General features: G+C 63.8%; 29 protein-coding genes. 9 read left to right on the top strand and 20 right to left on the bottom strand.

Annotation, left to right across the window (positions count from 1 at the left end):
* Positions 1-145: 145 nt before the first annotated feature.
* Complete coding sequence (locus NKJ46_RS01315; RefSeq protein ID WP_352661321.1) at positions 146-649, bottom strand: glycosyltransferase; 504 nt, start codon at positions 647-649, stop codon at positions 146-148.
* Positions 650-800: 151 nt separating this feature from the next.
* Between NKJ46_RS01315 and NKJ46_RS01310 the strand changes: the two genes are divergently transcribed.
* Complete coding sequence (locus NKJ46_RS01310; protein WP_254818651.1) at positions 801-1,955, top strand: PA0069 family radical SAM protein; 1,155 nt, start codon at positions 801-803, stop codon at positions 1,953-1,955.
* Between the two features lie 166 nt (positions 1,956-2,121).
* Positions 2,122-2,817 (top strand): ribonuclease HII, encoded by a 696-nt coding sequence (rnhB, locus tag NKJ46_RS01305; RefSeq protein WP_352660888.1) that lies wholly within the window; start codon positions 2,122-2,124, stop codon positions 2,815-2,817.
* Between the two features lie 58 nt (positions 2,818-2,875).
* Here the strand turns inward: rnhB and NKJ46_RS01300 are convergent, their stop codons facing one another.
* The 7 genes from NKJ46_RS01300 to NKJ46_RS01270 all read right to left on the bottom strand — a co-directional run bounded on the left by NKJ46_RS01300 (position 2,876) and on the right by NKJ46_RS01270 (position 8,426).
* The gene (locus NKJ46_RS01300) at positions 2,876-3,367 is read right to left on the bottom strand and encodes a F0F1 ATP synthase subunit B (protein WP_023674071.1); all 492 of its coding nucleotides are present in this window, start codon (positions 3,365-3,367) and stop codon (positions 2,876-2,878) included.
* 10 nt (positions 3,368-3,377) lie between these two features.
* Entirely contained in the window at positions 3,378-3,959 is a 582-nt protein-coding gene (locus NKJ46_RS01295; RefSeq protein WP_352469058.1) for a F0F1 ATP synthase subunit B, read from the bottom strand.
* 81 nt (positions 3,960-4,040) lie between these two features.
* The gene (locus tag NKJ46_RS01290; protein ID WP_006206606.1) at positions 4,041-4,265 is read right to left on the bottom strand and encodes a F0F1 ATP synthase subunit C; all 225 of its coding nucleotides are present in this window, start codon (positions 4,263-4,265) and stop codon (positions 4,041-4,043) included.
* Between the two features lie 66 nt (positions 4,266-4,331).
* Positions 4,332-5,090 (bottom strand): F0F1 ATP synthase subunit A, encoded by a 759-nt coding sequence (locus tag NKJ46_RS01285; protein ID WP_352660885.1) that lies wholly within the window; start codon positions 5,088-5,090, stop codon positions 4,332-4,334.
* A 70-nt stretch (positions 5,091-5,160) separates the two neighbouring features.
* On the bottom strand, positions 5,161-5,559 hold the full coding sequence (locus NKJ46_RS01280) for an AtpZ/AtpI family protein (RefSeq protein WP_352661318.1): 399 nt from the start codon (positions 5,557-5,559) through the stop codon (positions 5,161-5,163).
* A gap of 255 nt (positions 5,560-5,814) precedes the next feature.
* Entirely contained in the window at positions 5,815-6,999 is a 1,185-nt protein-coding gene (locus NKJ46_RS01275; protein WP_352660883.1) for a cell wall hydrolase, read from the bottom strand.
* Between the two features lie 107 nt (positions 7,000-7,106).
* Positions 7,107-8,426, bottom strand: coding sequence for an MFS transporter (locus NKJ46_RS01270; protein ID WP_352660880.1), 1,320 nt, complete (start codon positions 8,424-8,426; stop codon positions 7,107-7,109).
* Positions 8,427-8,546: 120 nt separating this feature from the next.
* Here NKJ46_RS01270 and NKJ46_RS01265 point away from each other — a divergent pair, with 120 nt between their 5' ends.
* Positions 8,547-9,464, top strand: a complete 918-nt coding sequence (locus tag NKJ46_RS01265) for a LysR substrate-binding domain-containing protein (RefSeq protein WP_352660877.1) — start codon at positions 8,547-8,549, stop codon at positions 9,462-9,464.
* A gap of 14 nt (positions 9,465-9,478) precedes the next feature.
* Here NKJ46_RS01265 and der read toward each other — a convergent pair whose 3' ends face one another.
* Complete coding sequence (gene der / locus NKJ46_RS01260) at positions 9,479-10,912, bottom strand: ribosome biogenesis GTPase Der (RefSeq protein WP_352660874.1); 1,434 nt, start codon at positions 10,910-10,912, stop codon at positions 9,479-9,481.
* 6 nt (positions 10,913-10,918) lie between these two features.
* Positions 10,919-11,584, bottom strand: coding sequence for a tetratricopeptide repeat protein (locus NKJ46_RS01255; RefSeq protein WP_023674063.1), 666 nt, complete (start codon positions 11,582-11,584; stop codon positions 10,919-10,921).
* Between the two features lie 204 nt (positions 11,585-11,788).
* Between NKJ46_RS01255 and NKJ46_RS01250 the strand changes: the two genes are divergently transcribed.
* Positions 11,789-12,781 (top strand): polysaccharide deacetylase family protein, encoded by a 993-nt coding sequence (locus tag NKJ46_RS01250; protein ID WP_352661315.1) that lies wholly within the window; start codon positions 11,789-11,791, stop codon positions 12,779-12,781.
* A gap of 26 nt (positions 12,782-12,807) precedes the next feature.
* Here NKJ46_RS01250 and sbmA read toward each other — a convergent pair whose 3' ends face one another.
* From sbmA to NKJ46_RS01235, 3 genes are all read right to left on the bottom strand, one after another.
* Positions 12,808-14,085, bottom strand: coding sequence for a peptide antibiotic transporter SbmA (gene sbmA / locus NKJ46_RS01245; RefSeq protein ID WP_352660871.1), 1,278 nt, complete (start codon positions 14,083-14,085; stop codon positions 12,808-12,810).
* A 115-nt stretch (positions 14,086-14,200) separates the two neighbouring features.
* Positions 14,201-15,355, bottom strand: coding sequence for a YbfB/YjiJ family MFS transporter (locus NKJ46_RS01240; protein ID WP_352660868.1), 1,155 nt, complete (start codon positions 15,353-15,355; stop codon positions 14,201-14,203).
* Between the two features lie 123 nt (positions 15,356-15,478).
* Positions 15,479-15,676: a hypothetical protein gene (locus tag NKJ46_RS01235; protein WP_352660865.1), complete on the bottom strand. Its 198-nt coding sequence runs from the start codon at positions 15,674-15,676 to the stop codon at positions 15,479-15,481.
* A 96-nt stretch (positions 15,677-15,772) separates the two neighbouring features.
* Here NKJ46_RS01235 and NKJ46_RS01230 point away from each other — a divergent pair, with 96 nt between their 5' ends.
* From NKJ46_RS01230 to NKJ46_RS01220, 3 genes are all read left to right on the top strand, one after another.
* Entirely contained in the window at positions 15,773-16,687 is a 915-nt protein-coding gene (locus NKJ46_RS01230; RefSeq protein ID WP_502903344.1) for a LysR substrate-binding domain-containing protein, read from the top strand.
* Positions 16,688-16,766: 79 nt separating this feature from the next.
* Positions 16,767-18,023: an aminopeptidase gene (locus NKJ46_RS01225; protein WP_352660862.1), complete on the top strand. Its 1,257-nt coding sequence runs from the start codon at positions 16,767-16,769 to the stop codon at positions 18,021-18,023.
* Positions 18,024-18,080: 57 nt separating this feature from the next.
* The gene (locus tag NKJ46_RS01220; protein ID WP_352660859.1) at positions 18,081-18,437 is read left to right on the top strand and encodes a DUF488 domain-containing protein; all 357 of its coding nucleotides are present in this window, start codon (positions 18,081-18,083) and stop codon (positions 18,435-18,437) included.
* A gap of 190 nt (positions 18,438-18,627) precedes the next feature.
* On the opposite strand, the gene NKJ46_RS01215 is transcribed toward NKJ46_RS01220, so the two are convergent.
* Positions 18,628-18,981, bottom strand: a complete 354-nt coding sequence (locus NKJ46_RS01215; RefSeq protein WP_352660856.1) for an ArsC family reductase — start codon at positions 18,979-18,981, stop codon at positions 18,628-18,630.
* A 161-nt stretch (positions 18,982-19,142) separates the two neighbouring features.
* Between NKJ46_RS01215 and NKJ46_RS01210 the strand changes: the two genes are divergently transcribed.
* Both NKJ46_RS01210 and NKJ46_RS01205 read left to right on the top strand, forming a co-directional pair.
* Entirely contained in the window at positions 19,143-19,493 is a 351-nt protein-coding gene (locus NKJ46_RS01210; RefSeq protein WP_352660853.1) for an ArsR/SmtB family transcription factor, read from the top strand.
* A 2-nt stretch (positions 19,494-19,495) separates the two neighbouring features.
* On the top strand, positions 19,496-19,975 hold the full coding sequence (locus NKJ46_RS01205) for an SRPBCC family protein (protein WP_352661312.1): 480 nt from the start codon (positions 19,496-19,498) through the stop codon (positions 19,973-19,975).
* 124 nt (positions 19,976-20,099) lie between these two features.
* Here the strand turns inward: NKJ46_RS01205 and NKJ46_RS01200 are convergent, their stop codons facing one another.
* The 6 genes from NKJ46_RS01200 to NKJ46_RS01175 form a co-directional block, all read right to left on the bottom strand.
* On the bottom strand, positions 20,100-21,527 hold the full coding sequence (locus NKJ46_RS01200) for an aldehyde dehydrogenase family protein (protein ID WP_352660850.1): 1,428 nt from the start codon (positions 21,525-21,527) through the stop codon (positions 20,100-20,102).
* 34 nt (positions 21,528-21,561) lie between these two features.
* Positions 21,562-22,647 carry an ABC transporter ATP-binding protein gene (locus NKJ46_RS01195; RefSeq protein ID WP_352660848.1) on the bottom strand — a complete coding sequence of 362 codons (1,086 nt, stop codon included), beginning with the start codon at positions 22,645-22,647 and terminating at the stop codon, positions 21,562-21,564.
* Positions 22,637-23,245 carry a cupin domain-containing protein gene (locus NKJ46_RS01190; protein WP_352660846.1) on the bottom strand — a complete coding sequence of 203 codons (609 nt, stop codon included), beginning with the start codon at positions 23,243-23,245 and terminating at the stop codon, positions 22,637-22,639. Before NKJ46_RS01190 ends, NKJ46_RS01195 begins: the two co-directional genes overlap by 11 nt.
* A 180-nt stretch (positions 23,246-23,425) precedes the next feature.
* The gene (locus NKJ46_RS01185) at positions 23,426-24,496 is read right to left on the bottom strand and encodes an ABC transporter substrate-binding protein (RefSeq protein WP_352660843.1); all 1,071 of its coding nucleotides are present in this window, start codon (positions 24,494-24,496) and stop codon (positions 23,426-23,428) included.
* Positions 24,481-25,359 (bottom strand): ABC transporter permease, encoded by an 879-nt coding sequence (locus NKJ46_RS01180; RefSeq protein ID WP_352660841.1) that lies wholly within the window; start codon positions 25,357-25,359, stop codon positions 24,481-24,483. Before NKJ46_RS01180 ends, NKJ46_RS01185 begins: the two co-directional genes overlap by 16 nt.
* Positions 25,356-26,243 carry an ABC transporter permease gene (locus NKJ46_RS01175; protein ID WP_352660839.1) on the bottom strand — a complete coding sequence of 296 codons (888 nt, stop codon included), beginning with the start codon at positions 26,241-26,243 and terminating at the stop codon, positions 25,356-25,358. Before NKJ46_RS01175 ends, NKJ46_RS01180 begins: the two co-directional genes overlap by 4 nt.
* Between the last annotated feature and the right edge of the window lie 14 nt (positions 26,244-26,257).

Raw genomic sequence — 26,257 nt, 5'->3', positions numbered from 1 at the left:
CGTCACCGCTCCGGCACACCCCAAACCCATTCGCCCGTATCGCTGGGAATGGTAACCCCCGGGCAGATTTTGTGCAATGCACAATAAACGACGACCCGCCAGAAAATTTGCTTGGGCGGGTACCCTGAACCGTCACGGTAAGCCGTCACTTCCGCGGAGCGACCCAGATCTCGGCCTGCAGCCTCCTGGTCGCCAGGCCGCGGGCGATCGCTTCGGCGCTGCGGGCGTTCTTCGACAGTGCCGCGGCCTGACGCTTGCTGATCACCAGGCCTTCTGCAAGAGCGCGATTTCCGGCAAAGACGCGCGACAGGAACGGCGCGCGGCTGCCGCGTGCCCGCGAGAACCGCGCCGCCATGGTTTGCCTCGCCGTATGGGCGACGACCTCATCGATCCAGCCCTCCCCCAGCCGCGCGCCCGGTTCCAGCAAAAGCAGCCAGTCGCCCTTGGCCTGCCTGATGCCGGCGGCGATGCCGCCGCTGACATAGTGGCAGCCGGCATGTTCGGCGACGCGGTGCGTCTGATCGGTCGAGCCGGTGTCGCAGACGAGAACGTCGCGCACCACGCCTTCGACGGCGCCGCCGATCAGCGAGGCGAGCGTGCGGGCAAGGCCCTCCTCGTCATTCAGGGTTTCGATCAGGACGCTGAGCATGTTTAGCCGAATAGCGGAAAGCAATGGGCAGCGCCAGTTTTTGCCGCGCGCCGCGAGAAAGTTCTTGCTTTGTTCTCATCGATACGATAGGAATACATTCATGAGCAGAGCGATTCGACAGCGGGCGGACAGTCCCTGGGAAAGGGCCAAGATGGAACAGATCGTGCGTGCCGACATTGCCGCCTTCGGCGCTGGCAGGGCCGAGATGGCGAATGCGATGATCGAGCAGAGCGGCATGCGCGTGCGTCCGGACCGCAATCGCGGCAGGTCGGCGGGCATCAATCCGTCCGGCCGTTTCGAGCCGGTCAGCCGGCATGTGTTCGACGATGGCTGGAATTCGCTGGAGGAGCTGCCGCCGTTCAAGACCGAGGTCCAGGTCGAGAAGCCGCGCACTATCATCACGCGCAACGAATCGCCCGACATCTCCTTCGACCGCTCGATCAATCCCTATCGCGGCTGCGAACATGGCTGCGTCTATTGTTTCGCGCGGCCGACGCACAGCTTCATGGGTCTGTCGCCGGGGCTGGATTTCGAATCGAAGCTGTTTGCCAAGCCGGATGCAGCGCGGCTGCTCGACAAGGAATTATCCAGGGATAATTACCAGCCGCGCACCATCGCCATCGGCACCAACACCGATCCCTATCAGCCGATCGAGAAACAATACCGGATCATGCGCGAGATCCTCGAAGTGCTGGAGGCGCGCGGACATCCGGTCGGCATCGTCACCAAATCGGCGCTGGTGACACGGGATATCGACATTCTGTCACGCATGGCCGAACGCGGGCTGGCCAAGGTGGCATTGTCGGTGACAACGCTCGACCGCATGCTGGCGCGCACCATGGAGCCACGCGCGTCGACGCCGACCAAGCGGCTGGAGGCGATCAGGCAGCTTTCGGACGCCGGCATTCCGGCCTCGGTGATGGTCGCGCCGATCATCCCCGGACTGACCGACCCGGAGATGGAGCGCATCCTCGATTCGGCGCAGGCTGCGGGTGCGCGCGAGGCCGGTTATGTGCTGCTGCGCCTGCCGCTGGAGGTCGCGCCGATCTTCAAGGACTGGCTTCTGCGCCATTATCCCGACCGCTATCGCCACGTCATGTCGCTGATCCGTTCGATGCGCGACGGCAAGGACTACGATTCGGAATGGGGCAAGCGCATGAAAGGCTCCGGCCCCTATGCCTGGCAGATCGGCCGGCGCTTCGAGATCGCCGCCAAACGGCTCGGCCTCAATGCCGAGCGGCGCTCGCTCAGGACCGACCAGTTCGTCCCCGCTGCCAAGGCAACCGAGCAGCTGATGCTGCTGTGACAAAGCGTCTCGCGCCAGCCGCTTGAAGCGGCCGGCAGCAGGCGAAAAAATCCCGTCCGGCCTGTCCTGTCCCCGGGCTTCCGACGGTAGCCCCTCCAGGTCCGGTGCCCCGCCCGACCTGGAGGGACTTGCGGAGAATCGGAGCCGATGCGAACCTCGCCGCACCATGGCTCGCCCGCGTTCCGATTCTCCGCTTCTCTTCGAAATCGTCGAGAGACCCGACTTCTCCTTCGAGACGAAGGCGATGGCCGAAGGCCTGTGGCCGGTGGCGGGAACGGACGAGGCCGGCCGCGGCCCGCTCGCCGGGCCGGTCGTGGCGGCAGCGGTCGTTCTCGATCCCGCCAACATCCCCGACGGCCTCGATGATTCCAAGCGGCTGACGCATTTGCAGCGCGAGGCGCTGTTCCTGAAAATCCTCGGCTCCGCACTCGCCGTATCGATGGCCTCGGTCAGCGCCGAAGGCATTGATGCCTCCAACATCCTCAAGGCCAGCCTGGAGGCGATGCGCCGTGCCGTGGCCGGCCTGTCGATCCGGCCGAAGCTGGCGCTGGCCGACGGCCGCGACGTGCCGCCCGGCCTGCCCTGCGAGGGCAAAGCCCTGATCAAGGGCGACCAGCGCTCGCAGTCGATAGCCGCAGCCTCGATCGTCGCCAAGGTGTTGCGCGACCGCATGATGTGCGGCTGCGGCAGCCATCATGCGCGTTACGGCTTCGAACTGCATATGGGCTACGCCACCGTCCGCCATCGGACGGCGATCGATCTGCACGGGCCAGTGGCACGGCTACACCGCGCCTCCTTCGCGCCGTTCCGGTTCGGCGGCACCGAGGTGCTGGAGGAAGAGGGTTTTTCGGACCTGGATTGAGATTGGCGAAAGCGGCTAGGCGCGTATCTCCCCCCTCGAGGGGGAGATTACGCTCCGTTCAGTTCAGCTTCGACTTCAAATCCTGCAGCGAGGCGTTGAACAGATCGGCGCCGGCCTTGGCGTCGATCTTGCCGGCCAGCAGCGCGCGCGCGGCTTCGACCGCGATGTCGACGGCGCTGGCGCGCACTTCGCCAATTGCTTCGCGCTCGGCCTGGCCGATCTTCTGCTCGGCCAAGGCGGTACGCCGGGCGACATAGTCCTCGGTCTTCTTGTGCGCCTCGGCGGCAAGCATGTCGGCTTCGCGCTTGGCGGCGGCGACGATGGCCGCGGCCTCCTGCTCGGCTTCCTTGCGCTTGCGCTGGTATTGGCCGAGCAGCTGCTGGGCCTCTTCGCGCAACCGGCGCGCTTCCTCGAGCTCGGAGCTGATCTTGTCGGCCCGCGCATCGAGCGCCTTGGCGATCATGCCCGGCACCTTGATGTAGATGGCAATGCCGAGGAAGATTACGAGGGCAACGGTTGCCCAAAGCGTCGCGAGAGATGTGGCGTCCATGATGCGCTCCTCACCCGGCCACGGATTTGACCGCGGCCGCGATTTCGGCCTTGCTGGCCTTGCCGCCGACAAGCGCCTCGACGATGGCCGAAGCGGTGTCCTCGGCGATGGTGCCGACTTCCTTCATGGCATTGGCCTTGATGGAAGATATGCGCGCCTCGGCCTCGCCAAGCTTCTGGTCAAGCGCTGCCTCGATCGTCTTGCGGGCAGCTTCGGCTTCCGCCTTAGCCGCATCGTTGGCCTGCTGGCCGATCGCATTGGCCTTGCCCTTGGCTTCCGCCAATTCCTGCTCATAGGCGGCAACGGCGGCATCGGCCTCGCTTTTCAGCCGGGCAGCATGATCGAGATCCTGCGTGATGCGGTCGTTGCGAACGTCGATGATGCCGCCGACGCGCGGCATCACTACCCGTTTCAAGAAGAGGTAGAACAGCCCGAAAGTGATTGCCAGCCACAGCAGCTGTGACGGGTACGTCGCCGGATTGAATGGCGGGAACGTGCCATGCGCCTCGGCAGGCACGCCGGTGGCGGCGTGCGTTTCGCCTTCCGTTGCGGCGGGCGCGGACTCTTGCGCAAAGGCAGATGTCACAAACATGGACTATCCCCGAAATTCAGACCCGCCGCAGGATCGCGGCCGGCCTGTTCAATTCTTCCCAATGTTCAGCCGAACAAGTATTCAGCCGAACAGGGCGAGAAGCGCGATGAGAAGCGAGAAAATACCAAGCGCTTCGGTCACGGCGAAGCCGAAAATCAGGCGGCCGAACTGGCCGTCGGCGGCCGACGGGTTGCGCAGCGCGCCCGCCAGATAGCTGCCGAAGATGTTGCCGAGGCCAATGCCCGCGCCGCCCATGCCGAGGCATGCGATGCCGGCGCCAATGTACTTTGCTGCTTCTGCGTCCATTTATTCAACTCCTTTGGATCTAAAATTCCGTTGCGATTCCATCCGGCGGCAATGCCGGAAACCTTGTCAGTGCCCGGGATGCAGGGCGTCGTTGAGATACATGCAGGTCAGCACGGCAAAGACGTAGGCCTGCAAGAACGCGACCAGCAGCTCCAGCGCAGTCAGCGCCACGGCCATCGCCAGCGGCAGAACCGAGCCCGCTACGCCGACCGCGCCGAGCGCGCTCAGGCTGACGACAAAGCCCGAGAACACTTTCAGCGTGATGTGACCGGCGAGCATGTTGGCGAACAGACGAACCGAGAGGCTGACCGGGCGCGAGACGAAGGAAATCACCTCGATAAGCACCACCAGCGGCAGCAGGTAGACCGGCACGCCATGCGGGACGAACAGCTTCAGGAAGCCAAGGCCGTGCTTGGTGAAGCCGTAGACGACAACCGTTCCGATCACCAGCGCGGCGAGGCCGAAGGTCACGATAATATGGCTGGTGACGGTGAAGAAATACGGGAACAGGCCAAGCAGGTTGGCGACAAGCACGAACATGAACAGCGAGAACACGAAGGGGAAGAACTTCATGCCCTGGGTGCCCGCAGCGTCCCTCAGCATATTGCCGACGAATTCATAGGCCATTTCCGAGACCGACTGTAGGCGGCCGGGAACGAGGCTGCGGCTCGATGTGCTGAGGTAGAGAAACGCCGCCGCCACAGCAACCGTCGCCAGCATGAACAGCGCCGAATTGGTGAAGGACAGGTCGTAACCGCCGATGTGAATCGGAATAAGCGGATGGATCTGGAACTGGTGGATTGGATCGACCTTGTCAGCAGCCACTTTTAAATCCCCATCGAAGCCGCACGCGACTCTACTATCCGTTCATCGCGCCCAGTGAGTGCGCCTTAATTCATTCCTTCGGATCGCGCGATTTCTCGCTTCGTCCGAACTCTGCCATAAGCCCTGCTGAGCGCATGACATTGAGCACGCCGGCGCCAAAACCCAGCAGCAAAAAAACGATCAGACCCCATGGCGTTGTCCCCGCCACACGGTCAATGACCCAGCCGATGCCAGCCCCGACCACTATCCCGGCGATGAACTCGCTGGACAGCTTGAGCGCCTGGCCGTACCCGGCCACACTGCCCGCTTTCGCGTCGTCTTTCCCCTCGAGCCGATCCGGCCGCCTTGTCGCAAGCGATGCTTCAAGGTCGCGCCGGCGGCGCTCAAGATCGTCGTCGCGGATGTCGGCTTCATGCTGCTTGCCGCGACCGGTTTTGCCGGTTCCGTCTGGCCCATTCTTGTCGGCCACGCAACCCCCCTGCCCGGTCAGACCGTCACCGTCCGTCCGCTTCTTAAAGTCGCCGGCAACATAGTTAGAGGGTCCGCGCCCGTCAAGCCACGGGCCGACGTTCAAGCTCAAGTATTTTTCCGTTATAAATCAGCTACTTGCCCGGGTGCGACATCGTGCCCGACACAGTCTCTGGCGGGCCGCGGCCGAATCCCCGCGGCGATGGGTCTTCGATCGGCCGCTCTCCCGCGAAAGACGCAACGGCTGCCCGAGCACTCAGCTCCAGCCGCCGCCATAGGTACGGTAGAAGATGTGCAGGCCGATCCTGGTCATTTTCTGCATCGTCCTCGCCCAGCCCGGATGGACGTAGTTGGCGTAATAATGGGTCGACGAGCCGACTTCCGGAATGAAGATCTTGCCGGCTGTGACGGCCATGGCGACATCCTGTGCGGTCTGGTAGGCGGCGGGGTTGTCGATGCGCTTCTTCCTGCCGTCGCAGGCAAAGGAAAACTGGCAGCGATTGAACCAGTTGTCGTTCTGGTAGACGACGCCGCAGATCGAGTTCGGATAGGCCGGGTTGCGGACCCGGTTGAGGATGACCTGGGCGACGGCGGCCTGGCCACGCACGGATTCGCCGCGCGCCTCGAAATAGATGCCCTTGGCGAGGCAGGCCTGCTCCGGCTTGGAAAAGACGCTCGCCGGCAGCGGCGTCTGCATCCAAGAATGATCGCCCTTGCTCAGCGGCGGAATGAACCGGCCATCGTTCGGGTCCTCGTCCTGCAGCAAGGCCTCAAACGGCGATGCCTGCGCGTAATCGGGAGCGGACGATGCATAGGCGGTCGCCAGCACGTCGGGATGATCGTTGTTGACCAGCGCGGCAAGCATCGCCGGCACGCCGGGATCCGGCTTCTTGTCGACGCGCGCGTGGAAGGCGGCGGCGATCTGGATTTCCTTGCCTTTGATCTCGGGCTTGGCGAAGGCCATCCTCAGGCCGCTGTCCATGCTTGGGCGGAGCAGCGAAGAGGTGCGCTCGAAGATCGAGCCGGCGTTGAAGTTCTTCGGCGGCGAGACAGGCGAGACCTGAATGATGCGGCCCTTCTTGTCGGCGCGCATGATGCGGTCCTCGTCCGGCGTCGTGCCGGCGATGCTGCCCTTGCCGCGAAACGAAACGGCGCCGATGCCGGGCAGTTGGACACCGGAGCCGGAGAGCGAGCCGGTGCTGCTTGAATCGAGGAAGGGCATTTCGGCGGCGTGAACCGAGCCGGCGACGGATTTCTCGACATAGGCGTTCCAGCGGACGCTCGGCGCCTCCAGGCCGGAGACCAGGCTGGTCATGTCCTGATAGGCAACGACACTCGGGAAGCCGATCCAGATACCAAGGCCAATAACGAGCGGAGACAGAAAGGAACGCTTTTTCTCACCGGCGGCGGCGACAAGCCGCGTCAAAACACGTCGATGCACGGAACTCTCCAGAAACGCGACGGACCCCACTGGAGAGCTACAATGATGCATTAACCTTGATGGGGCGTTAACAGCTTAGAACGTTGTTTTCCCATCTCGTGTCGAAGTCAGGCGCTTTTGCGGCCATCGCTTGACGGAAGAAAGATCGGCCAGGCGACCAGCGCGCAAATAGCCGCACCCAGCCAGACGCCTGCCCATGAGCAGAGCACGAGAAGCCCCGGAATGGCGATCGGCACCAGGAAGAAGGCAATGAAAACCAGACTGTTGGCAAGGCCGAGCGCCGTTCCGGCCTGGCTCGCGCCGGCCAGCGTCGCAAGCTCGGTGTAGGCAACGCCGTGCCAGGAGGAGACGCAGATGCCGGCCACGACCAGCACCGCAACGATCGCCGGCGAAAGCATCGGCGCTTGGCCTGACAAGAATTGGGCCGAAAACAAGACGAGCGCCGCAAGCACGGTGAAGGCGGCCACGCTCAGCATGCTGCACAGACGCAGGAACGGCCGGCGGTTGCCATGACGGTCGGTGTAGCGGCCGCTCCAGACGCGCATGACCATGGCGCCGACCTGCACGGCAGCGAGGCTGGCGCTGATCACGGCTGTTCCCATGCCGGCGAAATCATGCAGGAAGACGGAAGCAAAGGTGAGCACCGCCACCTGCGGAAAGCACAGCAGGCCGATGGCTGTTGCGATGCGCCAGACGGCCGGGTTGCGCAGCGGCGCCGGGCCGGCCGGCGATGCCGTGCCGGCCGAATTGGCATCGTCATGCGCCGGCGGCTGATGCAGCCAGCGCCAGGCGAGCGAGGTCGAGACGGCGGATGCAGCCGCCAGAAGTCCGAAGACCGCCGTGAAGCCATGGGCTGAAGCGAGCGATGGCAGCACGAGCGCGCCAAGCCCGCCGCCAAGCGGCACCGCCGTCTGCCTGATGCTCATGGCAAAGCCGCGCTCGCCTTCGCCGAACCAGGCCATGATGGCGCGGCCGCTGGAGCCGTTGACGCTGCCGCCGAGCAATCCGGTGACCAGCAGGGCAGCGGCGAGAAGCGCGATGCCGGGAATGTGGGCCGGTGACGGCACGACCAGCGCGGCCATGACAAGCAGCCAAACCGCGGTTGCGCCGAGCCCTGTCAGCAGCACGCGGCGGTCGCCCCAGCGATCGGTCAGCAGTCCCCACGGCAATTCGCTCAGCGCCACGCCCAGGCCGAGAAGGCCAAGCGCCAGGCCGAGTTCGCCATTGGAGAGCTGATAGCCCGAGCGCAGGAACACCGCCGTCGCCGGAATGCCGGAGAAGGTCGCGGAAAAGCACGCATTGGCGGCGACGCCGATGCCCAGCACCTTCCAGCGATGGGTGGCTCGACGTGCCGCCGCTTCTGACGGGGCGGCAACGGCGGCCGGGCGAAACGGTTTGCAATCTGCTCGTGTGGCGATAGCGGACATGGTTCAGCTCCTGCATGGGTCGGCTGCATTCGGTCTTGACGCGCTGTCTTTACCGCCATAGCTTCGTACTGAATATCAGGAAGTTTTGGATGTAATGTCCCAAATATCAGGATTATTTCCATGCGACGCGTGACATTCGATCTCGACGTCCTGCGCAGCTTCGTCACCGGCATGGAGCTGGGCAGCTTCGCCAAGGCCGCCGACCGGCTCGGCCGCTCGACCTCGGCAATCAGTGCGCAATTGAAGAAGCTGGAGGAGCAGGCGACGACGCCGATCTTCCGCAAATCGGGGCGCGGCCTGGCGCTGACGGACGCGGGCGAGACCATGCTTGCCTACGCGCGGCGGCTGATCGAGCTCAATGACGAGGCCGCCTCCGCCATCCACGATGTCGAGCTGGAGGGTTGGGTGCGGCTTGGGCTACAGGAGGATTTCGGCGAGGCGGTGCTACCGGAGGTGCTCGGGCGCTTCGCCCGCGCCCATCCCAAGGTCAAGATCGAGGCCAGGATCGCACGCAGCCATGAGCTTGCCGAAAGGATCATGTCGGGCAGCCTCGATATCGCGCTTGCCTGGGACAATGGCGCGACGCTGCCCTACAGCCGGCATGTCGCCGACGTCCAGATGCGCTGGATCGGCCCGGCAAAACAGATCGAGACCAGCCTGGGCGATGGCGAGCCGTTGCCGCTGGTGGCGCTCGAAGCGCCGTGCCTGCTGCGTAGCGTGGCGACCGAAACGCTCGACCGCGCCGGCCTGGCATGGCGGATGGCCTTCTCCAGTCCGAGCCTTGGCGGTATCTGGGCAGCCGTTGCCGCCGGGCTCGGACTGACGATCCGCACCGATATCGGCCTGCCGGCCAGCGTCAGGGCGATGACGCCGGAGATCGCCGGGCTGCCCGCCTTGCCCAAGATGGCGCTGTTCCTGCATCGCAAGGAGGCCGAGCTCGACCCGGTAGCGGCGCGGCTTGGCGACATCCTGCTGCAGGCGGCGCTGGAAGCGTTGCCGGAGACGCAAACAGCGCCTGTTCTGCGCAACGTGGCGTAGAGGAGAAGTGGCGCTCAGCGGCGCTTCTTTGCCCTGCCGGCGAAAGGGTTGTCCGAGGTGCGCAAGGCGATACGGATCGGCACGCCTGGCATGTCGAAAGCCTCGCGCAGGCTGTTCGAGAGATAGCGGACGTAGGATTGCGGCATCGCATCCGGCCGTGAGCAGGAGACGACGAAGCCGGGCGGGCGCGTCTTGGCCTGCGTGACATATTTGATCTTCAGCCGGCGTCCGGCGACGGCGGGCGGCGGATGATGCGCCAGGATGCCTTCCAGCCAGCGGTTGAGCTTGCCGGTCGAGACACGGCTGTTCCAAACTCGATGCGTCCTGATGACAGCATCCATCAGCTTGTCGAGGCCACGCCCGGTCTCGGCCGAGACCGGCACCGCCTGCATGCCGCGCGCCTGCGGCAACAGCCGCTCGGTTTTTTCGCGCAGCTCGGCCAGCAACTCCTGGGGATGGTCGATAAGGTCCCATTTGTTGAAGGCGATCACCGGGGCACGGCCCTCGCGGATGATCAGGTCGGCAATCTGCAGATCCTGCTTCTCGAAGGGAATGGTGGCGTCGAGCACAATGATGACGATTTCGGCAAAGCGGATGGCGCGCAAGCCGTCCTGCACCGACATGACTTCGAGCTTTTCGTGGATCCTGGCCTTGCGGCGCATGCCGGCGGTGTCGAACAGCTTTAACCGGCGTCCATGCCAGTCCCAGTCGACCGAGATGGAATCGCGGGTGATGCCGGCCTCGGGGCCGGTCAACAGCCGCTCCTCGCCGATCAGCGCGTTGATCAGCGTCGACTTGCCGGCGTTGGGGCGGCCGACGACGGCGATGCGCATCGGCTTGGTGTCGTCATAGCTCGGCTCTGCGTCCGGGTCGGTGATGTCTTCGCCGATCAGCACCTCGCTGGCGGCGACCTCCTCCTCGCCGGCCTCTTCGTCCTCGCCGAAGGCGCGCGCCTCGCCCAGTGCCGCGATCACCGCGTCGCGCAAATCAGGCAGGCCCTGGCCGTGTTCGGCCGAGACCGGGATCGGCTCGCCAAGGCCGAGCTCCCAGGCCTCCAGCATGCCGCCCTGGGCGCCCCGCGCCTCGGCCTTGTTGGCGACGACGACAACTGGCTTGCCGGACTTGCGCACGATCTCGGCGAAGGTCTTGTCGTCGGGCATCAGCCCGGACTTGGCATCGATTGTGAAAAAGATCAGGTCGGCCTCGCGGATCGCGATCTCGGTCTGGGCGCGCATGCGGCCGGGCAGCGTCGAGGCGGCCGCATCCTCGAAGCCGGCGGTGTCGATGACGTCGAAATGCAGATCGTAGAGTTTTGCGGCATGGACGCGGCGATCGCGGGTGACGCCCGGCGTATCGTCGACAAGCGCCAGCTTCCTTCCCACCAGCCGATTGAAAAGGGTCGATTTGCCGACGTTAGGCCGGCCGATGATGGCGACTTTGAAGGTCATGGAATATCACGACACGCCGCCCGAGCCGCGGATCAGCTCGGACATCAAAGTCGCCCGCTCGCGCGTGTTGCGCGGGGCGCCGTCATCCGCGGCGATCTGGTCGAACAGCTTCAATGCATCCGCCGCCTTGCCTTCCTTCCAGGCGGCAAGGCCAAGCGCTTCGCGCGCCGTATGGCGCAGCGTGTTGGTGTCGGCGGTGAGCGCCTCGACGCGGCTGGAGACATCGGCGAAAGAGCCGTGATCGACCAGCAGCAGCGCGGCCCTGAGGCGCGCCATGTCGCGAATGCCGGAGGGGATCTTGGTGTCGGCGGCGACCTCGTCGAAATCCTTGACGGCGGCGTCGACGTCGCCCTTGTCCGCCTTGACGGTTGCCGCGCGCATACGGGCGAGCAGCGGATAGGCGCCGTAGCCGTCCTTCTCCAACGCCTCCAGAGCGGCAAGCGCCTCGTCGTTCTTGCCGTCATTGGCGAGCTTGAGCGCCTGCGAAAAAGCATCGCCCGAGCGGTTGGCGCGGGTCTCGTCCCAATAGCGGTAGCCGACGACGGCAGCAGTGCCGAGCACCACCAGCACGGCCAGCACGAGCAAGGCGGGACCGAAGCGGTCCCACAGCGCATGCGCCTGGTCGCGACGAATCTCTTCGTTGACTTCGCGGATAAAACTGTCGTCCGACATGGATCAAAACCATTCATGCCCCGGCCGGGGCGGTTGATGAGCCCGCGTTTTAGCGAAATTTTGCCGGCATGGAAGGGGTTCGGCAGGAAAATCGCCTATTCACGAGGCAGTCGCCGCCAAAGGCGGGCGCACAGGTCGATCGTATCCGTGCCATATTTCACCGGTAGGCGGTGCTTCTACATTCCTTGATCCGGTCAGATGCCTTTGCCCCGTTTGTCCCGCGTTATTGCGTTTTCGATTGCCGCGCTTGCTACCGGCGCGGCTTTTGCCGACCCGCCGGCGGCGCCGGCAAAGCCGAAACAGGTCGTCATCATCTCGTTCGACAGTGCCCGGGACATTTCGCAGTGGCAGCGCAGCCGGGCGCTGGCCCAGCGCACCGGTGCGCATTTCACCTATTTCGTCTCCTGCGTGTTCCTGCTGTCGCCGCAGACACGCAAGGAATACACCGCGCCAGGCAAGACAGAAGGCAAATCGAATATCGGCTTCGCCGCCTCCAAACAGGAAGTCGCCGACCGGCTCGAGCAGATCAACCTCGCTGCCTCGGAAGGCCACGATATCGGCAGCCATGGCTGCGGCCATTTCGACGGCAAGGACTGGAGCAAGGCCGACTGGCTGAGCGAGTTCGGCTCGTTCAAGCATATTCTCGAAAACGCCTATTCGATCAACGGCATTGCTCCTGAACCGAAGGGCTGGGGCGATTTCGCGCGCAAGTCGGTGGTCGGGTTCCGCGCGCCTTACCTGTCGGCAAACAAGGCGCTCTACGAGGCGCTGCCCGCGGCCGGTTTCCTGCTCGACGCAAGCGGCGTCTCGAGTGGGCCGGTCAAGCCGCCGACCGTCAACGGCCTCACACGCTTTTCGCTGCCGCAGATTCCGGAAGGGCCGAACTCAAGGCGGGTGATCGCCATGGATTACAATCTCTATGTCAGGCATTCCGGCGGCTTCGAGCGGCCGAGCATGGCGGAAGAGTTCACTGAGCGGACCTATGATGCCTTTCGCGCCGCCTTCGATGCGCAATACCAGAGCAAGCGCATTCCGCTTGAGCTCGGCTTCCACTTCACGCTGATGAACGACGGCGCCTACTGGAACGCGCTCGAACGCTTTGCCGGCGAGGTCTGCGTGATGAAACAAGTCGAGTGTATCAGCTTTCGCGATTATGTTTCGCGGCAAGGCGAACGGCAGGCGGCGGTGGGCGGCTGAGCCCAAGTGATCGCCGCCCGCCATCATCAGCTTACCGGCTGGTCCTCAGGGCGCAAGCCGGCTTGCTCACGTTCCAGATAGCGCTGGTCGATTTCAGGCAGCGGTTCCCCTTCCAGTGTCGCCTCGAAGGCGCGCAGGCGTTTGTGCACCGACTGCAATTCAACGATGGTCGACCAGGATGTGAGCAGGAACTGGAGCGATCCTGTTACTCGGCCGAACGCGTTGGAAATCTGACTAAACGCCCCGAAACTTATCTTATGAGCCACAAAGGACGGCCCCAGGATCAACATTGAGAAGATACCGTCGGCTTGCAGATAGGTGTAACGGACCACATTGAAATAGATATAGTGAAAATACAGTCTGAAGTAGTTGTGACGAACGTTGGCGAACAACTCCGAAGTGGTTGCCGGTTGGGCCCTGTCCGCATGATCCTCGCCGTAGACAAGTTCCTTGCGATAGGCAGCCTCGACACGTTGGTTGCGAAACTGCAACCCAGGCAGCTTCAGACCTGCAACCATGACCGAAATCGTTCCGAACAGGCACCAGGCAAGCGCGGCAAAGACCAATGGCTGCGGGATGGCACCGACGATCGGCAATTCGCTAATGTGGCTCTGCAGTTGAATCATCACCGGCAGGAATGCAATCAAGGTCATGATCGACTGGACAAAGCTGGAGCCCAGATCCTCCATGATCTGCGAGAACCGCATCGTATCTTCCTGGATACGCTGAGAGGCGCCTTCGATGTGGCGAAGCCTGCTCCAGTTCTCAATGAAGTAATTGTTCATCGCCGTTCGCCAGCGGAAAATCCAGTGACTGACAATGAAGGCGTTGACCACCTGCACGTTCATCCCGACCAGCGCAAGCCAAGCGAAGCTGCCTAGTCCGGCATAAAACTCTCCGGCGGTCGACTTGACAGTCCCCGACATAAGTCCCTGGATATAGTCATAAAAAGGGCCGTACCAGGCGTTGACCGCTACACTGACCTGCACATTGAAGTAGATGAGGAACAGGATGACCGCGCTGATCAATATCGACCAGTTTTGCCACGGATGCGGTGCATACCAGCTCCAGAATGCATAGAAGACGGCAACGCAAAAAGCGAAATAGAGATAGAACCACAGAAACGGGTTCGACCAGAGTACGGTGATACCGATAACGGGCGGTGCATCAGCCGCAGCCGGCGGCAAGCCGAACACAGCGCCCAGCTGCTCGCCACCGAAAAACCAGAACAGGATAGCGGCAAGGCTCCAGACGGCTACCGAAGAGAAGAAGAGCTTCGGCTGCGGAAAAAACGATACAAACACTGTGCGAAAATCCTCGGTCGATGCGCAAATCAGCGGGTTCAGCGCGCATAAAGTCACACATTAGTGGGAAAGAAAATGCCCGCTACCCGACGCCCGGTGCCGAGCAAGACCATAATCATGGCGATTTTGGCGCAGCCGACCAGGCGATCGCACCCGAGGCCAGCAGGACGGCGGCGGCCACGATCGAGGCAAGGAAAAAGTCTCCCGAGGCCTGCGCAAGCAGCCCGGCGACGATCGGGCCGATGATCTGGCCGAGGCCGAAGGCGGCCGTCATCACCGCCAGCATCCGGCGTCGCGCTTGCGGAGCGAGCTGCCTGCCGGCCTGCAGGCCAAGCGCGGTGATGGCGATGAAGGTGCCGCCGACAAGAAGGCCGCCGAGCAGCGGCCCGGTGCGCCCGCCCATGACGACACTGGCGCTGACGCCGACCACCTCGACCAGGCACCCCAGGGCATAGGTGGCATAGAGCCCGATCCTGGCCGCGAGCTTCTGCCACAGCCAGACCGACGGGAAACCGGCAAGGCCGGTGACCATCCAAACGACGGCCTCGAAGACGCGGCCGCCACCGCCCTGGCGGACGATGGCGACGAGGAACGTTGCCGTGACGATGTAGCCGAAGCCGAACAGGCCGTAGGCCACGATGATCTTCACCAGCGAGCGGTTTTTCGGCAGTGCCGGCTCGCTCCCGGTGGCGCTGTTCGCGGCCGAGGTGCCGCCGGCCAGCAGGGCGACGGCGGCAAAGCCGCCGGCCGAAATCACCGCCGACCACAGCCAGCCCGCCGCCCAGCCGGCATGTTCGGTGACGAGGATTGCCAACAGCGCCGAGGACGCCGCGATGCCGAGGCCGACGCCGCCGAAATACAGCGCCTGCAGGTCGCTTCGCCCGGCCGCGGCGAGATGACCGAAAACGATGCTGGTCATGAAGACCAGCACGAAGGCGCTGGCGAGGCCGGCAAGAAAGCGGATGAGGAGAAAGGCGGGCATGGTGCCGGTCAGGCCCATCAGCCCGGCGAGGGTCGCAGTGGCGGCAAGGCCGGCCAGCATCAGGTGGCGCTCGCGGCCTTGCGCCCAGCCGCCGGTGGCGGCAAGCGCGCCGACGAGGTAGCCGAGATAATTGGCCGATGCGATCCAGCCGGCATCGGCCGGCGACAGGCCGAGCTCTTCCATCATGCCGGGCAAGATCGGCGTATAGACGAAGCGGCCGATACCCATGGCGACGGCCAGGGCGATCATGCCGGCGATTGCCGGGCGCAAGGGTGAAGCGATGTTCATCGCGGTGCACCATAGGTGCGCCTGCCGGTGAGACAATCCGCCTTTTATTGTGCCAGAAGGGCTGCGCAGCCGCGTCGGCGGCCGGCTCACCTGAGGTGCCAAGCACGATCCTCGTTCAGGAACTCAGCAGGTCGAGGCCGTCTCGAAGCGGGTACGACGCGCGGTCAGCCTAAACGGCATGTCGGCGAGTTCGCGCTCCGACATGGTGTCGAGCACCGGATGCGACAGCGGATCGGTCACCCAGCTGGTGGCCTCGCTGTCATGCGGGTACGGCTGCGTTCCGATCGGGGAAAAGGCGCCGAGCCATGACAAAATCTTCATCAGATTGCCTCCTCACTCTGAGTAGCCCACTTAGAATCCGGCATCCCGCAGTGTCTGGCAATTGAGATTTCAGCCGTTCGAGTTTACAAAAACTGTATGGCTATGCTGAACCGCGTCCATCTCAACGGCTTGCGCGCCGTCGAAGCCGTCGCGCGCCTGGGCTCGCTCGCGGCGGCGGCCGGCGAACTCAACGTCTCGGTCAGCGCCGTCAGCCAGCAGATCAACCGGACCGAAAAGCAGCTCGGCCGGGCCCTGTTCGAACGAACGCCAGCTGGCCTGGTGGCGACCGAATTCGGCACCGTCTTTACCGCGCGGCTCAGCGCCGGGTTTCGCGAACTCGCACAGGCGATAGCGCTTGCCGACGAAAGCTCGGAGTGCACGCTGGTGGTTTCGGTGGCGCCGGCTTTCGCCTCGAAATGGCTGCTGCCGCGGCTGTCGCGGCATTTCGCCCGGCATCCGAATGTGCTCCTGCGCATCGACGCATCGGTGCGGCTTGCCGATCTCGACCGTTCGGACATCGACGTCGCCATCCGGCTCGGCGACGGCAAATGGCCGGGCGGGCGGGCCGAATTGCTGCTGGCGCAGGAGGTATTTCCGGTCTGTGCACCGGTGATCGCCAGCAAGCTGAAATCGATAGAGGACCTTGCTTTGACCTGTGCGATCACCGACGAAAGATCGATGATCAGTTGGGAGAGCTGGTTCGAAGCGGCCGGGGTGAAGCCGGTCACCTTCATGAAGGGCGCGCGCTTCACCGATCCGATGCTGTGCCTGGAATCGGCGATTGCTGGTCACGGCGTGATGCTCGGCTGGCAGTTGCTGGCCGCCGACGCGCTGGCCGACGGCCGGCTCGTCGCACCGTTCGGCGTGAGGGCGCAGAGCGGGCTCGGCTACTGGCTGGTGACCTCGGCCAGCAAGAGCGAAAGCCGCAAGGTCAGGGATTTCAAGATCTGGGTGCGCGAGGAGATCGAAGCGACGATGCCGCAGTTCAGGTCGCTCGAGAGCGCCAGCTGAGTCTGCAGCACATCACGGTGGAAAGGTCGGTAGCGCCGGTCTATGTAAGAAACAGTCCCCAATCACGGCAGGCAGGATCATGACCACACATTCGCGCGGCGTTTCCGCAACCATCGACCCGGTGAAGCTCGACAGGCTGGCGGAAGTCGCCGTCAAGGTCGGGCTGCAATTGCAACCGGGTCAGGATCTGGTGCTGACCTCGTCTATCGCAGCGCTGCCCTTGACGCGGCGGATCGTCGAGCACGCCTACAAGGCGGGCGCCGGCCTAGTGACGCCGATCTTCAACGATGACGAGATCACGCTGGCGCGCTTCCGCTACGGCGCCGACGCCGGTTTCGACCGCGCCGCCGGCTGGCTCTATGAAGGCATGGCCAAAGCCTTCGCCAACAATGCGGCGAGGCTTGCCGTGCGCGGCGAGGATCCGTCGCTGCTTTCGGCTCAGGACCCGGCAAAGGTGGCGCGTGCCAACAAGGCGAATTCGATGGCCTACCAGCCGGCGCTGGAGAAGATCACCGGCTTCGACATCAACTGGAACATCGTCGCTTATCCCGATCAGGCCTGGGCCAAACAGGTTTTCCCGGACGACGCCGAAGACGTCGCCGTGGCCAAGCTTGCCGACGCCATCTTTGCCGCCTCGCGGGTGGACGTCGAAGACCCGATCGGCAACTGGACGGCGCACAATGCGGCGCTGAAGAGCCGCACCGAATGGCTGAACGGCCACAATTTCCACGCGCTGCATTTCACCGGCCCCGGCACCGACCTGACCGTCGGGCTGGCTGACGGCCACGAATGGATGGGCGGCGCCTCGACCGCCAAGAACGGCATCACCTGCAACCCCAACATCCCGACCGAAGAGGTTTTCACCACGCCGCATGCAAGGCGCGTCGAAGGCCATGTCACCAGCACCAAACCGCTGTCCTACCAGGGCACGCTGATCGACGGCATTGCGGTGCGTTTCGAGGCGGGCCGTATCGTCGAGGCAAAGGCCTCGAAAGGTGAGGATGTACTGCACAAGGTGCTCGATACCGATGAAGGCTCGCGCCGTCTCGGCGAGGTGGCGCTGGTGCCGCACTCCTCGCCGATCGCGAAGAGCGGGCTCTTGTTCTTCAACACGCTATTCGACGAGAACGCCGCCAGCCACATCGCCCTCGGCCAGTGCTACTCGAAGTGCTTCGTCGACGGCGCCTCGCTCAGCCAGGACGAGATGGCGGCGCGCGGGGGCAACAAGAGCTTCATCCACATCGACTGGATGATCGGCTCGGACAAGATCGACATAGACGGCGTCCATAAGGACGGCAGCCGCGTACCGGTGATGCGCAAGGGCGAGTGGGTTTAGGCCCGGGATCGCTAAGCGAAGGCCAGCAAGCAACGGCGCCTGCTGGCCCATGCGGAGTTGGCAATGGAGCTCGCGGTAAAGCGCATCTATGAGCCGCCGGCGCCCGATGACGGGCAGCGGGTGCTCGTCGACCGCATATGGCCGCGCGGCGTCCGCAAAGAGGACGCGGCACTGACGCTATGGCTGAAGGACATCGCGCCAAGCAACGCGTTGCGCAAACGGTTCGGCCATGAGCCGGCGCGCTGGGCGGAGTTCCAGCGGCGATACCGCGATGAGCTCGACCTGAACGGCGAGGCCGTGGCGGAACTGCGCGCCTTGCTCCGTGAAGGCAAGGTGACGCTGCTCTACGGCGCCCATGACGAGGCCCACAATAATGCGGTCGCGTTGGCGAGCTATTTGCGGGGGATCAATTAGTCACGCCGGCGGGACAGCGCCCCCCTCTGGCCTGCCGGCCATCTCCCCCACGAGGGTGAAGATCGGCAGCTTCGCCGAAAGCGCCCTTCTTTGGCGACTAGCGAAAGCCGAAGTGACGTCCAATCTCCCCACTTGAGGGGGAGATGTCCGGCAGGACAGAGGGGGCGCGACGGATCGCGGCGGGTCGGTTCTACTTCCTACCGATCGCCTGCTGATAAACATCAGGCTTGAAGCCAACCAGTATCCTGTCGCCCAGTTCCAGCACCGGTCGCTTTATCATCGTCGGTTTGGCCAGCATCAGCGCCTTGGCCTTCTTCTCGTCCAGGCCCAGTCTGTCCTCCTCCAACAGTTCCCGGAACGTCGTGCTCGCCTTGTTGAGCAGGATTTCCCAGCCGACCTTGCCTGACCAGCCGTTCAGCCGATCCGCGTCAAGCCCGTCTGCCCTGTAGTCGTGAAAGCGATAGGCAACATCGTGGCTTGCCAGCCAGACACGCGCCTTCTTGACCGTATCGCAATTGGTGATGCCGTACATGGTAATCGTCAAAACGCGTCCTCGGACCAGTCGAATCTGACGGCACCCTAAAACCGCGCCTCGCGGTTTTCCAGCGGCCTCGCCGGGCTCCGCGATTTTCGCGCTTGCCAATAGTAAGGAATTTCCCTAAGTGTTTTCTAAGCACGCGGAATGGCCGAGGCAAGGAAACGACCATGACGGGCCTGCAGACCGAAAGCCCCCAGCCGATCGACGGCATTTTCCGGGCGCTCGCCGATCCGACCCGGCGACGCGTGGTCGAGCGACTGAACCGAAGCCCCGCCTCGGTCAGCGAGCTTGCGCAGCCGTTCGAGATGGCCCTGCCATCCTTCATCGAGCATCTCAGGGTTCTGGAAGGCTGCGGGCTGGTGTGTTCGGAGAAGGCAGGCCGCGTCAGGACCTACCGGCTTGCGCCGGAGCCGCTGAAGCTCGCGGAAAACTGGCTGGCCGAGCAGCGTGCGCTGTGGGAGCGCCGTCTCGACCAGTTCGACGACTACGTGCTGAAACTCAAGGAGACAGACAGATGAATATGGCGCCGTTGTTCCAGCCCGATCCGAAGCTCGACCTCGTGCTCGAACGCACGATCGAGGCGCCACGGGAACTGCTGTGGATGGCCTTGACGAAGCCCGAGCATGTCCGACAATGGTTCACACCGAAGCCGTGGATCATCACCGATTGCGAGATCGACCTGCGGCCCGGCGGCCTGTTCCGCACCCGCATGCAGTCGCCCGACGGCACGGAGGTCAACGACAGGCGTTGCTGCTACCTCGAGATCGTCCCGAACGAGCGGCTGGTGTGGACCGATGCGCTGCTGCCAGGCTACCGGCCGTCAGGCGATCCATTCATTACAGCGGTCATATCGCTGCAATCGCATGGCGAGACGACGCGCTATACCGCCACCGCCATCCACCGCGACGAAGCCACGCGCAACAGCCACGAGGAGATGGGCTTCTACGACGGCTGGGGCACGGTGGCGGATCAGTTGGCCGGCTATCTCAAGACGATCTGAGGCGACCCTGCTTCGCACTCACATTGCGGCCACGGAATCGTCGTGGCCGTTCAAGCGAACGCCGGTGCCGAAGGCACCAACCATTGCAATAAACTTGACGGTTGCGTAATGCCAATGTCGAGGCTCAGGCGCCGTAGCCGATGATGCCCTTGATCTCGAGGAAATCGTGGATCGCCCAGTCGGCGTATTCGCGGCCGTTGCCGGACTGCTTGTAGCCGCCGAAGGGCGCAAACGTATCCCATTCCGGATAGTTGATCGACACCTGCCCCGCGCGCAGCCGGCCGGCAATCTTGCGGGCGTGTTCGATATCCCGGGACTGCACATAGGCGGCCAGCCCATAGACGGTGTCGTTGGCGATCTTCACCGCATCATCATCGTCATCGTAGGAGATGACCGACAGGACCGGCCCGAAAATCTCCTCCTTCTCGATGGTCATGCCGGGTCTGACGTGGCCGAAAACGGTCGGCCGCACATAGTAGCCACGGTTGAGGTGCTCCGGCCGGCCGGGGCCGCCGGTGACCAGCGTCGCGCCCTCGGCGATGCCTGCCTCGATCAACCGCTGGACCTTGTCGAACTGGATGTTGCTAACCACCGGTCCGAGCTTGGTCTCCTCGGAGCGTGGGTCGCCGACCTTGTGCCGTTCGGCGGCCTTCTTGGCGATGGTCAGCGCCTCGTCGTGACGGGCGGCCGGCACCAGCATGCGGGTCGGCGCATCGCAGGACTGGCCGCTATTGCCGAAGCAGGCGTTGACACCCTTGCGCACGGCCGTCTCGAAGTCGGCGTCGGGCAGCACGATGTTGGCCGATTTGCCGCCCAGCTCCTGCGCGACGCGCTTGACCGTCTCGGCCGCCGTCTTGGCGACGATGATGCCGGCCCGGGTCGACCCGGTGAACGAGACCATGTCTACGTCGGGATGGCCAGCCATGACCTGGCCGACATCGGGACCAGTGCCATTCACCATATTGTAGACGCCCTTCGGCATGCCGGCGGCGTCCATCACCTCGGAAAAGATGATGCCGCTGATCGGCGCGATTTCGGAAGGCTTTAAGACGACGGTGCAGCCGGCGGCGAAGGCCGGCGCCACCTTGCAGACTATCTGGTTGAGCGGCCAGTTCCACGGTGTAATCAGCGCGCAGACGCCGATCGGCTCCTTGACCACCATGGTGGTGCCGCGCTTCTCATTGAATTCGTAATCCTCAAGCGCCTTGATGGTAGCTTCCATATGCGCCCTGCCCGCCCAGGCTTGCGCCTCGCGCGCCCACCTGATCGGCGCGCCCATTTCCTGGCTGACCGCCTGGGCGATGTCCTCGTAGCGCTCATTGTAGACTTCGAGGATACGCTTCAGCAGCTTCAGGCGCTCGGCCTTGCTGGTTTGCGAAAAGGCCGGGAATGCCGCCTTGGCTGCCGCAACGGCCTTGTCGACATCGGCCTTCGAGCCGACCGAGATTTTGGTGTAGGCCTCTTCAGTGGACGGATCGATCACATCCAGCGTTGCCGGCACCACGGGGCCGACCCACTTGCCGCCGATGAAAAAGTTGAGATGATTGCTCATGGGCCGTGCTCCGGTTTTCTAGAAATGAGTGAGACTAGCTAGGCAGCATAGGGCAGTTGGCGCCACGGCGCAGGCTGATATACGCTACGTCGCCGACGCTGAATTGAAAACCCTCTGTCCGGCGTGGCGCGTCGATCACCACCTGTGTCCCCTGCCCCAGCTCTGCATGAAGGCGCAAGGTGCGGCCGTGAAAGACGATACTGTTCACCCGCACCGGTGCGGTACCGGCCGCGGCCTCGGTCGTGGCCAAAAGGTCCTCCGGACGCACGCCGATGGTGCGAACCGTGCCCTCGCTAGGCAGCTCGCCCGTCTCCGAAACCGCTTCCAGCGGCAGAGTGCCCGCGGTGAACCGCAAGCGCTCGCCATCACGGCCGACAAAGCGCGACTGCAGAAGGTTCATGGTGCCGATGAAGCTGGCGACGAATTTGGTGGCGGGCCGGTCGTAAAGGGTCGCCGGCGGCGCAATCTGCTCTATGCGGCCCTTGTTCATGACGACGATGCGGTCAGAGATCGACAGCGCCTCGGTCTGGTCGTGCGTGACCATGACGAAAGTGGTGCCAAGCCGCGACTGCAGCCGCTTCAATTCGACCTGCATTTGCTCGCGCAGATGCGCGTCGAGCGCCGATAGCGGCTCATCGAGCAGCAGCACACGCGGCTCGCAGACGATGGCGCGAGCAAGCGCGACGCGCTGGCGCTGGCCACCCGACAATTCGGACACGCGGGCGCCGAGCTTTTCGGCAAGGCCGACCATGTCGAGCGCTGCGCCGACGCGCCTTGCCTGTTCGGCACCGGAGAGCTTGCGCAGCGACAGGCCGAAGCCGACATTTTCGGCGACGTTCATGTGCGGGAACAGCGCGTAGTCCTGGAATACGGTGTTGACCGGGCGGTCGAAGGGCCTGAGCGCCGTGATGTCGCGGCCGTCGAGCAGGACCCTGCCGTTCGACGGGCTCTCGAAGCCGGCGATGACCCGCAGGCTGGTGGTCTTGCCGCAGCCGGACGGTCCGAGCAGGGTCAGGAACTCGCCGCGCGAAATGTCGAGATCGACGGTGTCGAGCCCGACGATGCCGCCGGGGAAAATCTTGGAGACCTTGTCCAGCCGGACGAGCGGATCAGGCGCCATCGCGAACCTCGGACGGTTTGGTGGTGTTAACCCACAGGATCTGGCAGCGCTCGCTGCCCGGATTGCGGAAGGCATGCAGCAACGTGCTCTTGAAGGCGAAGCTGTCGCCGGCCTTCAGCCCGTATCTGGTCGAATCGACCACCAGCTCGACCTCGCCCGACAGGACGAAGCCGAATTCATGGCCGGCATGAGCGTAGGCTTCGGCGGTGCCGCCACCGGCTTCCACGGTTACCAGCATGCCGGTTAGCGTGGCGGCCGGCGGCGACAGCAGTGCCTTGGCGATGCCCTCCGACTTGACCGGGATCTGACGCCGGCTGTTGGCGCGCACACAATAGAGGTCGTTGCCGACATCATTGCCGTCGGCGATCAGCGCCGACGGCTCGATGTCGAGGGCGGCGGCGAGCGGCCAGATCACGCGCACCCGCAATGACGACATGCCGCGCTCGATCTGGCTCAGTGCACCGATCGACACGCCGGCTTTGGCGGCAAGTTCGGCCAGCGAGAGATTGCGCTCCAGCCTGAGCGCCCGCACGCGCCGGCCGACCCTGACGTCGGCGTCGTCCTTCGGCTTCCCAGCCGCTTCGTCCAGCATGTCCATTCGTTCGTCCTTGTTTGGTAAGGTTTTCCCTTCTCCCCTTGTGGGAGAAGGTGGATCGGCGCGAAGCGCCGAGACGGATGAGGGGTGTTGGCCGGAGTGCCGTCGGTGCCATCTGGAACACCCCTCATCCGTCGCCTTTGGCGACACCTTCTCCCACAAGGGGAGAAGGAAGAACCAGGCTCAGCCTCCTGCCTTGACCTTCTCGAACATCTTGGCGAGTTCGTCATTCTGTTTCATCGGCCCGGTGAAGATGGTGGTCTTCAGCATCACCTCGGGATCGGAAGGCAGCTGCAGTTTCTCCAACTCCTCCTTCGGCACGGCGGCGAAAGCCGAGCTGGTCGAGCTGCCATAGCCGTAGGCCTGGATCAGGTATTTTCCGGAATCCGTCTCCAGCCGGCTGTTGATGAAGTCATAGGCAAGGTCGACGTTCTTGGCGTCCTTGAGCATGACGAAGCCGCAAGCCCAGGTCAGCATGCCTTCTTTCGGCTTCATGAACTCGACAGGCACGCCCTGCTTCTTCAGCGAGGTGGCCGAGGCGTTCCAAGTCATGGCGGCGACCAGCTGGCCGCTCGCCAGCGCCTGCTCGACCGAGGTCATGTCGGTGGTGTAGTTCGAGAGCAGCGGGCGCTGCTCGCGCAGTTTTTCCGCCACCTTGTCCATCTGTTCCGGTGTCATGTCGAATGGATTGACGCCGGCGAGAAGGGCCGCCACCACCGGTGTGTCGTGGACGGCATCGATGGTCGCCATGCGCCCGGCATATTGCTTGTCCCAGAGCAGGTTCCAGCTGGCTTCCGGGTTCTTCACCAGATCTGTGCGGTAGAGGATCGAGGTATTGCCCCAGTCCCACGGCACCATCCAGACCTTGCCGTCGCCGGCCTGCAGGTCGGGCAGGTTCTTGAAGACCGGGAAGATCGAATCCCAGTTCTTGATGCGCTTGGTGTCGATCGGCTGCAGCAGGCCTTCCTTGTTCCAGCGCGCCACCTTGTCATAGCAGGGATGCGCGATGTCGGGGCGGAAGCCGGCCTTGACCTTGGTGAAGGCGTCGTCGTCGTCGCCGAACATCGAGGCTTCGACACCATCGGGGTGCGCGGCGAGGAAGCTCTTGTTGAAGTCGGGCAGTTCATAGCCCGACCAGGTGAAATATTGCAGCTTGTCGCCGGCAAAGGCGACAGTCGACGCAAGCGCCAGCGCGAAGGCAGCCAGTCCGGTTTTCGCTGTCTTTGCCGTTATCGATTTCAGGTCGAATGCCATTGCAGTTCTCCTCCTTCGGTTTCTTCTGGTTTTGACAGGTTGGCGGGTGCTGGCCGCCGGGTGGCAACAAGCCCGCGATGACGCAGGATTTCAGCGAGTGCGGCGATGACGAACGACACGGCCAGGATCGCGGTGCCGAGCGCCATGACGGTCGGCAACGATTTCGGGAAGCGCAGCTGGCTCCAGATATAAAGCGGCAGCGTCGGCTCGGTGCCGGCAAGGAAGAAGGCGACGATGAACTCGTCGAACGAGGTCAGGAAGGCCAGCATGAACGCCGAAATAATGGCGGGCAGGCTGAGCGGCAGCATCACCCGTCTGAAGGTCGTCCAGTCCGAGGCGCCGAGGTCGAGCGCTGCCTCACGGATGGTCTTCGGGATGGCGGCGAAGCGGCTGCGCATGACCACCACCGTCGTCGGCAGCGCCACCGATATGTGGCCGAGCACAATGGCAATGCGCGACGGCCCGAAACCGGCGAGATTGACCAGGATCAACAGCGAGATGCCTATGATAACGCCGGGGATCAGGATCGGCAGCCGGGCAATGGCGCTGATCGTTGCGGCCAGCGGCGAGCGGCCGTAGAGGTCCATATACGACACGGTGATGCCGCAGAGCGTTGCGCCGATGGCGGCAATAGCGCCGATGACGAGGCTGGTGGCAAGCGCACCGGACAATGCCGAATTGCCGACCAGCGTGCCATACCATTCAACCGTGAAGCCTTGCAGGGGAAATGCCGCCTGGATCGAATTGTTGAAGGAAAACAGCGGGATCAGCAATATCGGCAGATATAGGAACACCAGATAGGCAAGGACGTAGGCTCCGAGCCAGCCGCCGCCTTGCTTTGCGTCCAGGCGCGCGGTGTTCATGTGCGGCTGCCGTATCGGCGGTCGGCGAAGCGCACCACCAGCACTACGGCGAGAATGACCAGCATGACGGCGACGGCGAGTGCGGCGCCGAACGGCCAGTCATTGGCCTTGCCGAACTCGGCCTGGATCAGTGTGCCGATCATGGTACTGGCAGGGCCGCCGACCAGCGCCGGCGTCACGTAATCGCCGACCGTCGGCACAAAAACGACGAGGGCCGCCGCCAGCACGCCCGGCATCGAGTTGGGCAGCACGATGCGGCGGAAACTGGTGAATGGTTTTGCGCCAAGATCGGAAGCGGCCTCGAGCAGCGATTTCGGGATCGTGTCCAGCGCCACATAGATGGGCAGGATGGCGAACGGGGCATAAGCGTGGGCAAGCGTGACAACGACCGCTGCCGGCGTATTCAGGAACGCCAATGTCGGCTCCGACCAGATGCCGCTTTCGATCAATGCCGAGTTGAGCACGCCATTATAGGCCAGTACGATCTTCCAGGCGAAGACGCGCAGCAGATAGCTGGTCCAGAACGGCAGGGTCAGCAGGAACAGCAGCAGCCCACGCCGCCGCCCGGCATGGAAAGCCAGATAGTAGGCGACAGGATATGCTGTGACGACGGTTGCCAGCGTTACCAGGCCGGCGATGCCCAGCGAGCGCAGCGTCACCGTCCAGTACAGCGGATCGGTGGCCACCGTGGCGAAATTCGCAAGGGTGAAACCGGCCCCCAGCAGCGAGCCGTCATTGCCGCGAAAGGCCAGGAAGAACACCAGGCCAAGCGCGAAAAGGATCAGCAGAAAGGTGACCAGCCCGCCGGGCAGCAGCATGGCGAAGCGAAAACCCGACGAAGACCGGGTTTCCGGCAGCGGCTGCGTTGCGGCGATGGTCGACATCGACTGCCCATCGG

This window comes from Mesorhizobium sp. M0166 (genome assembly GCF_040322255.1).
In the GTDB taxonomy this organism is placed as follows: Bacteria; Pseudomonadota; Alphaproteobacteria; order Rhizobiales; family Rhizobiaceae; genus Mesorhizobium.
The sequence above is the reverse complement of the archived record's forward strand: the minus strand, read 5'-3'. Positions and strand labels throughout refer to the sequence as shown.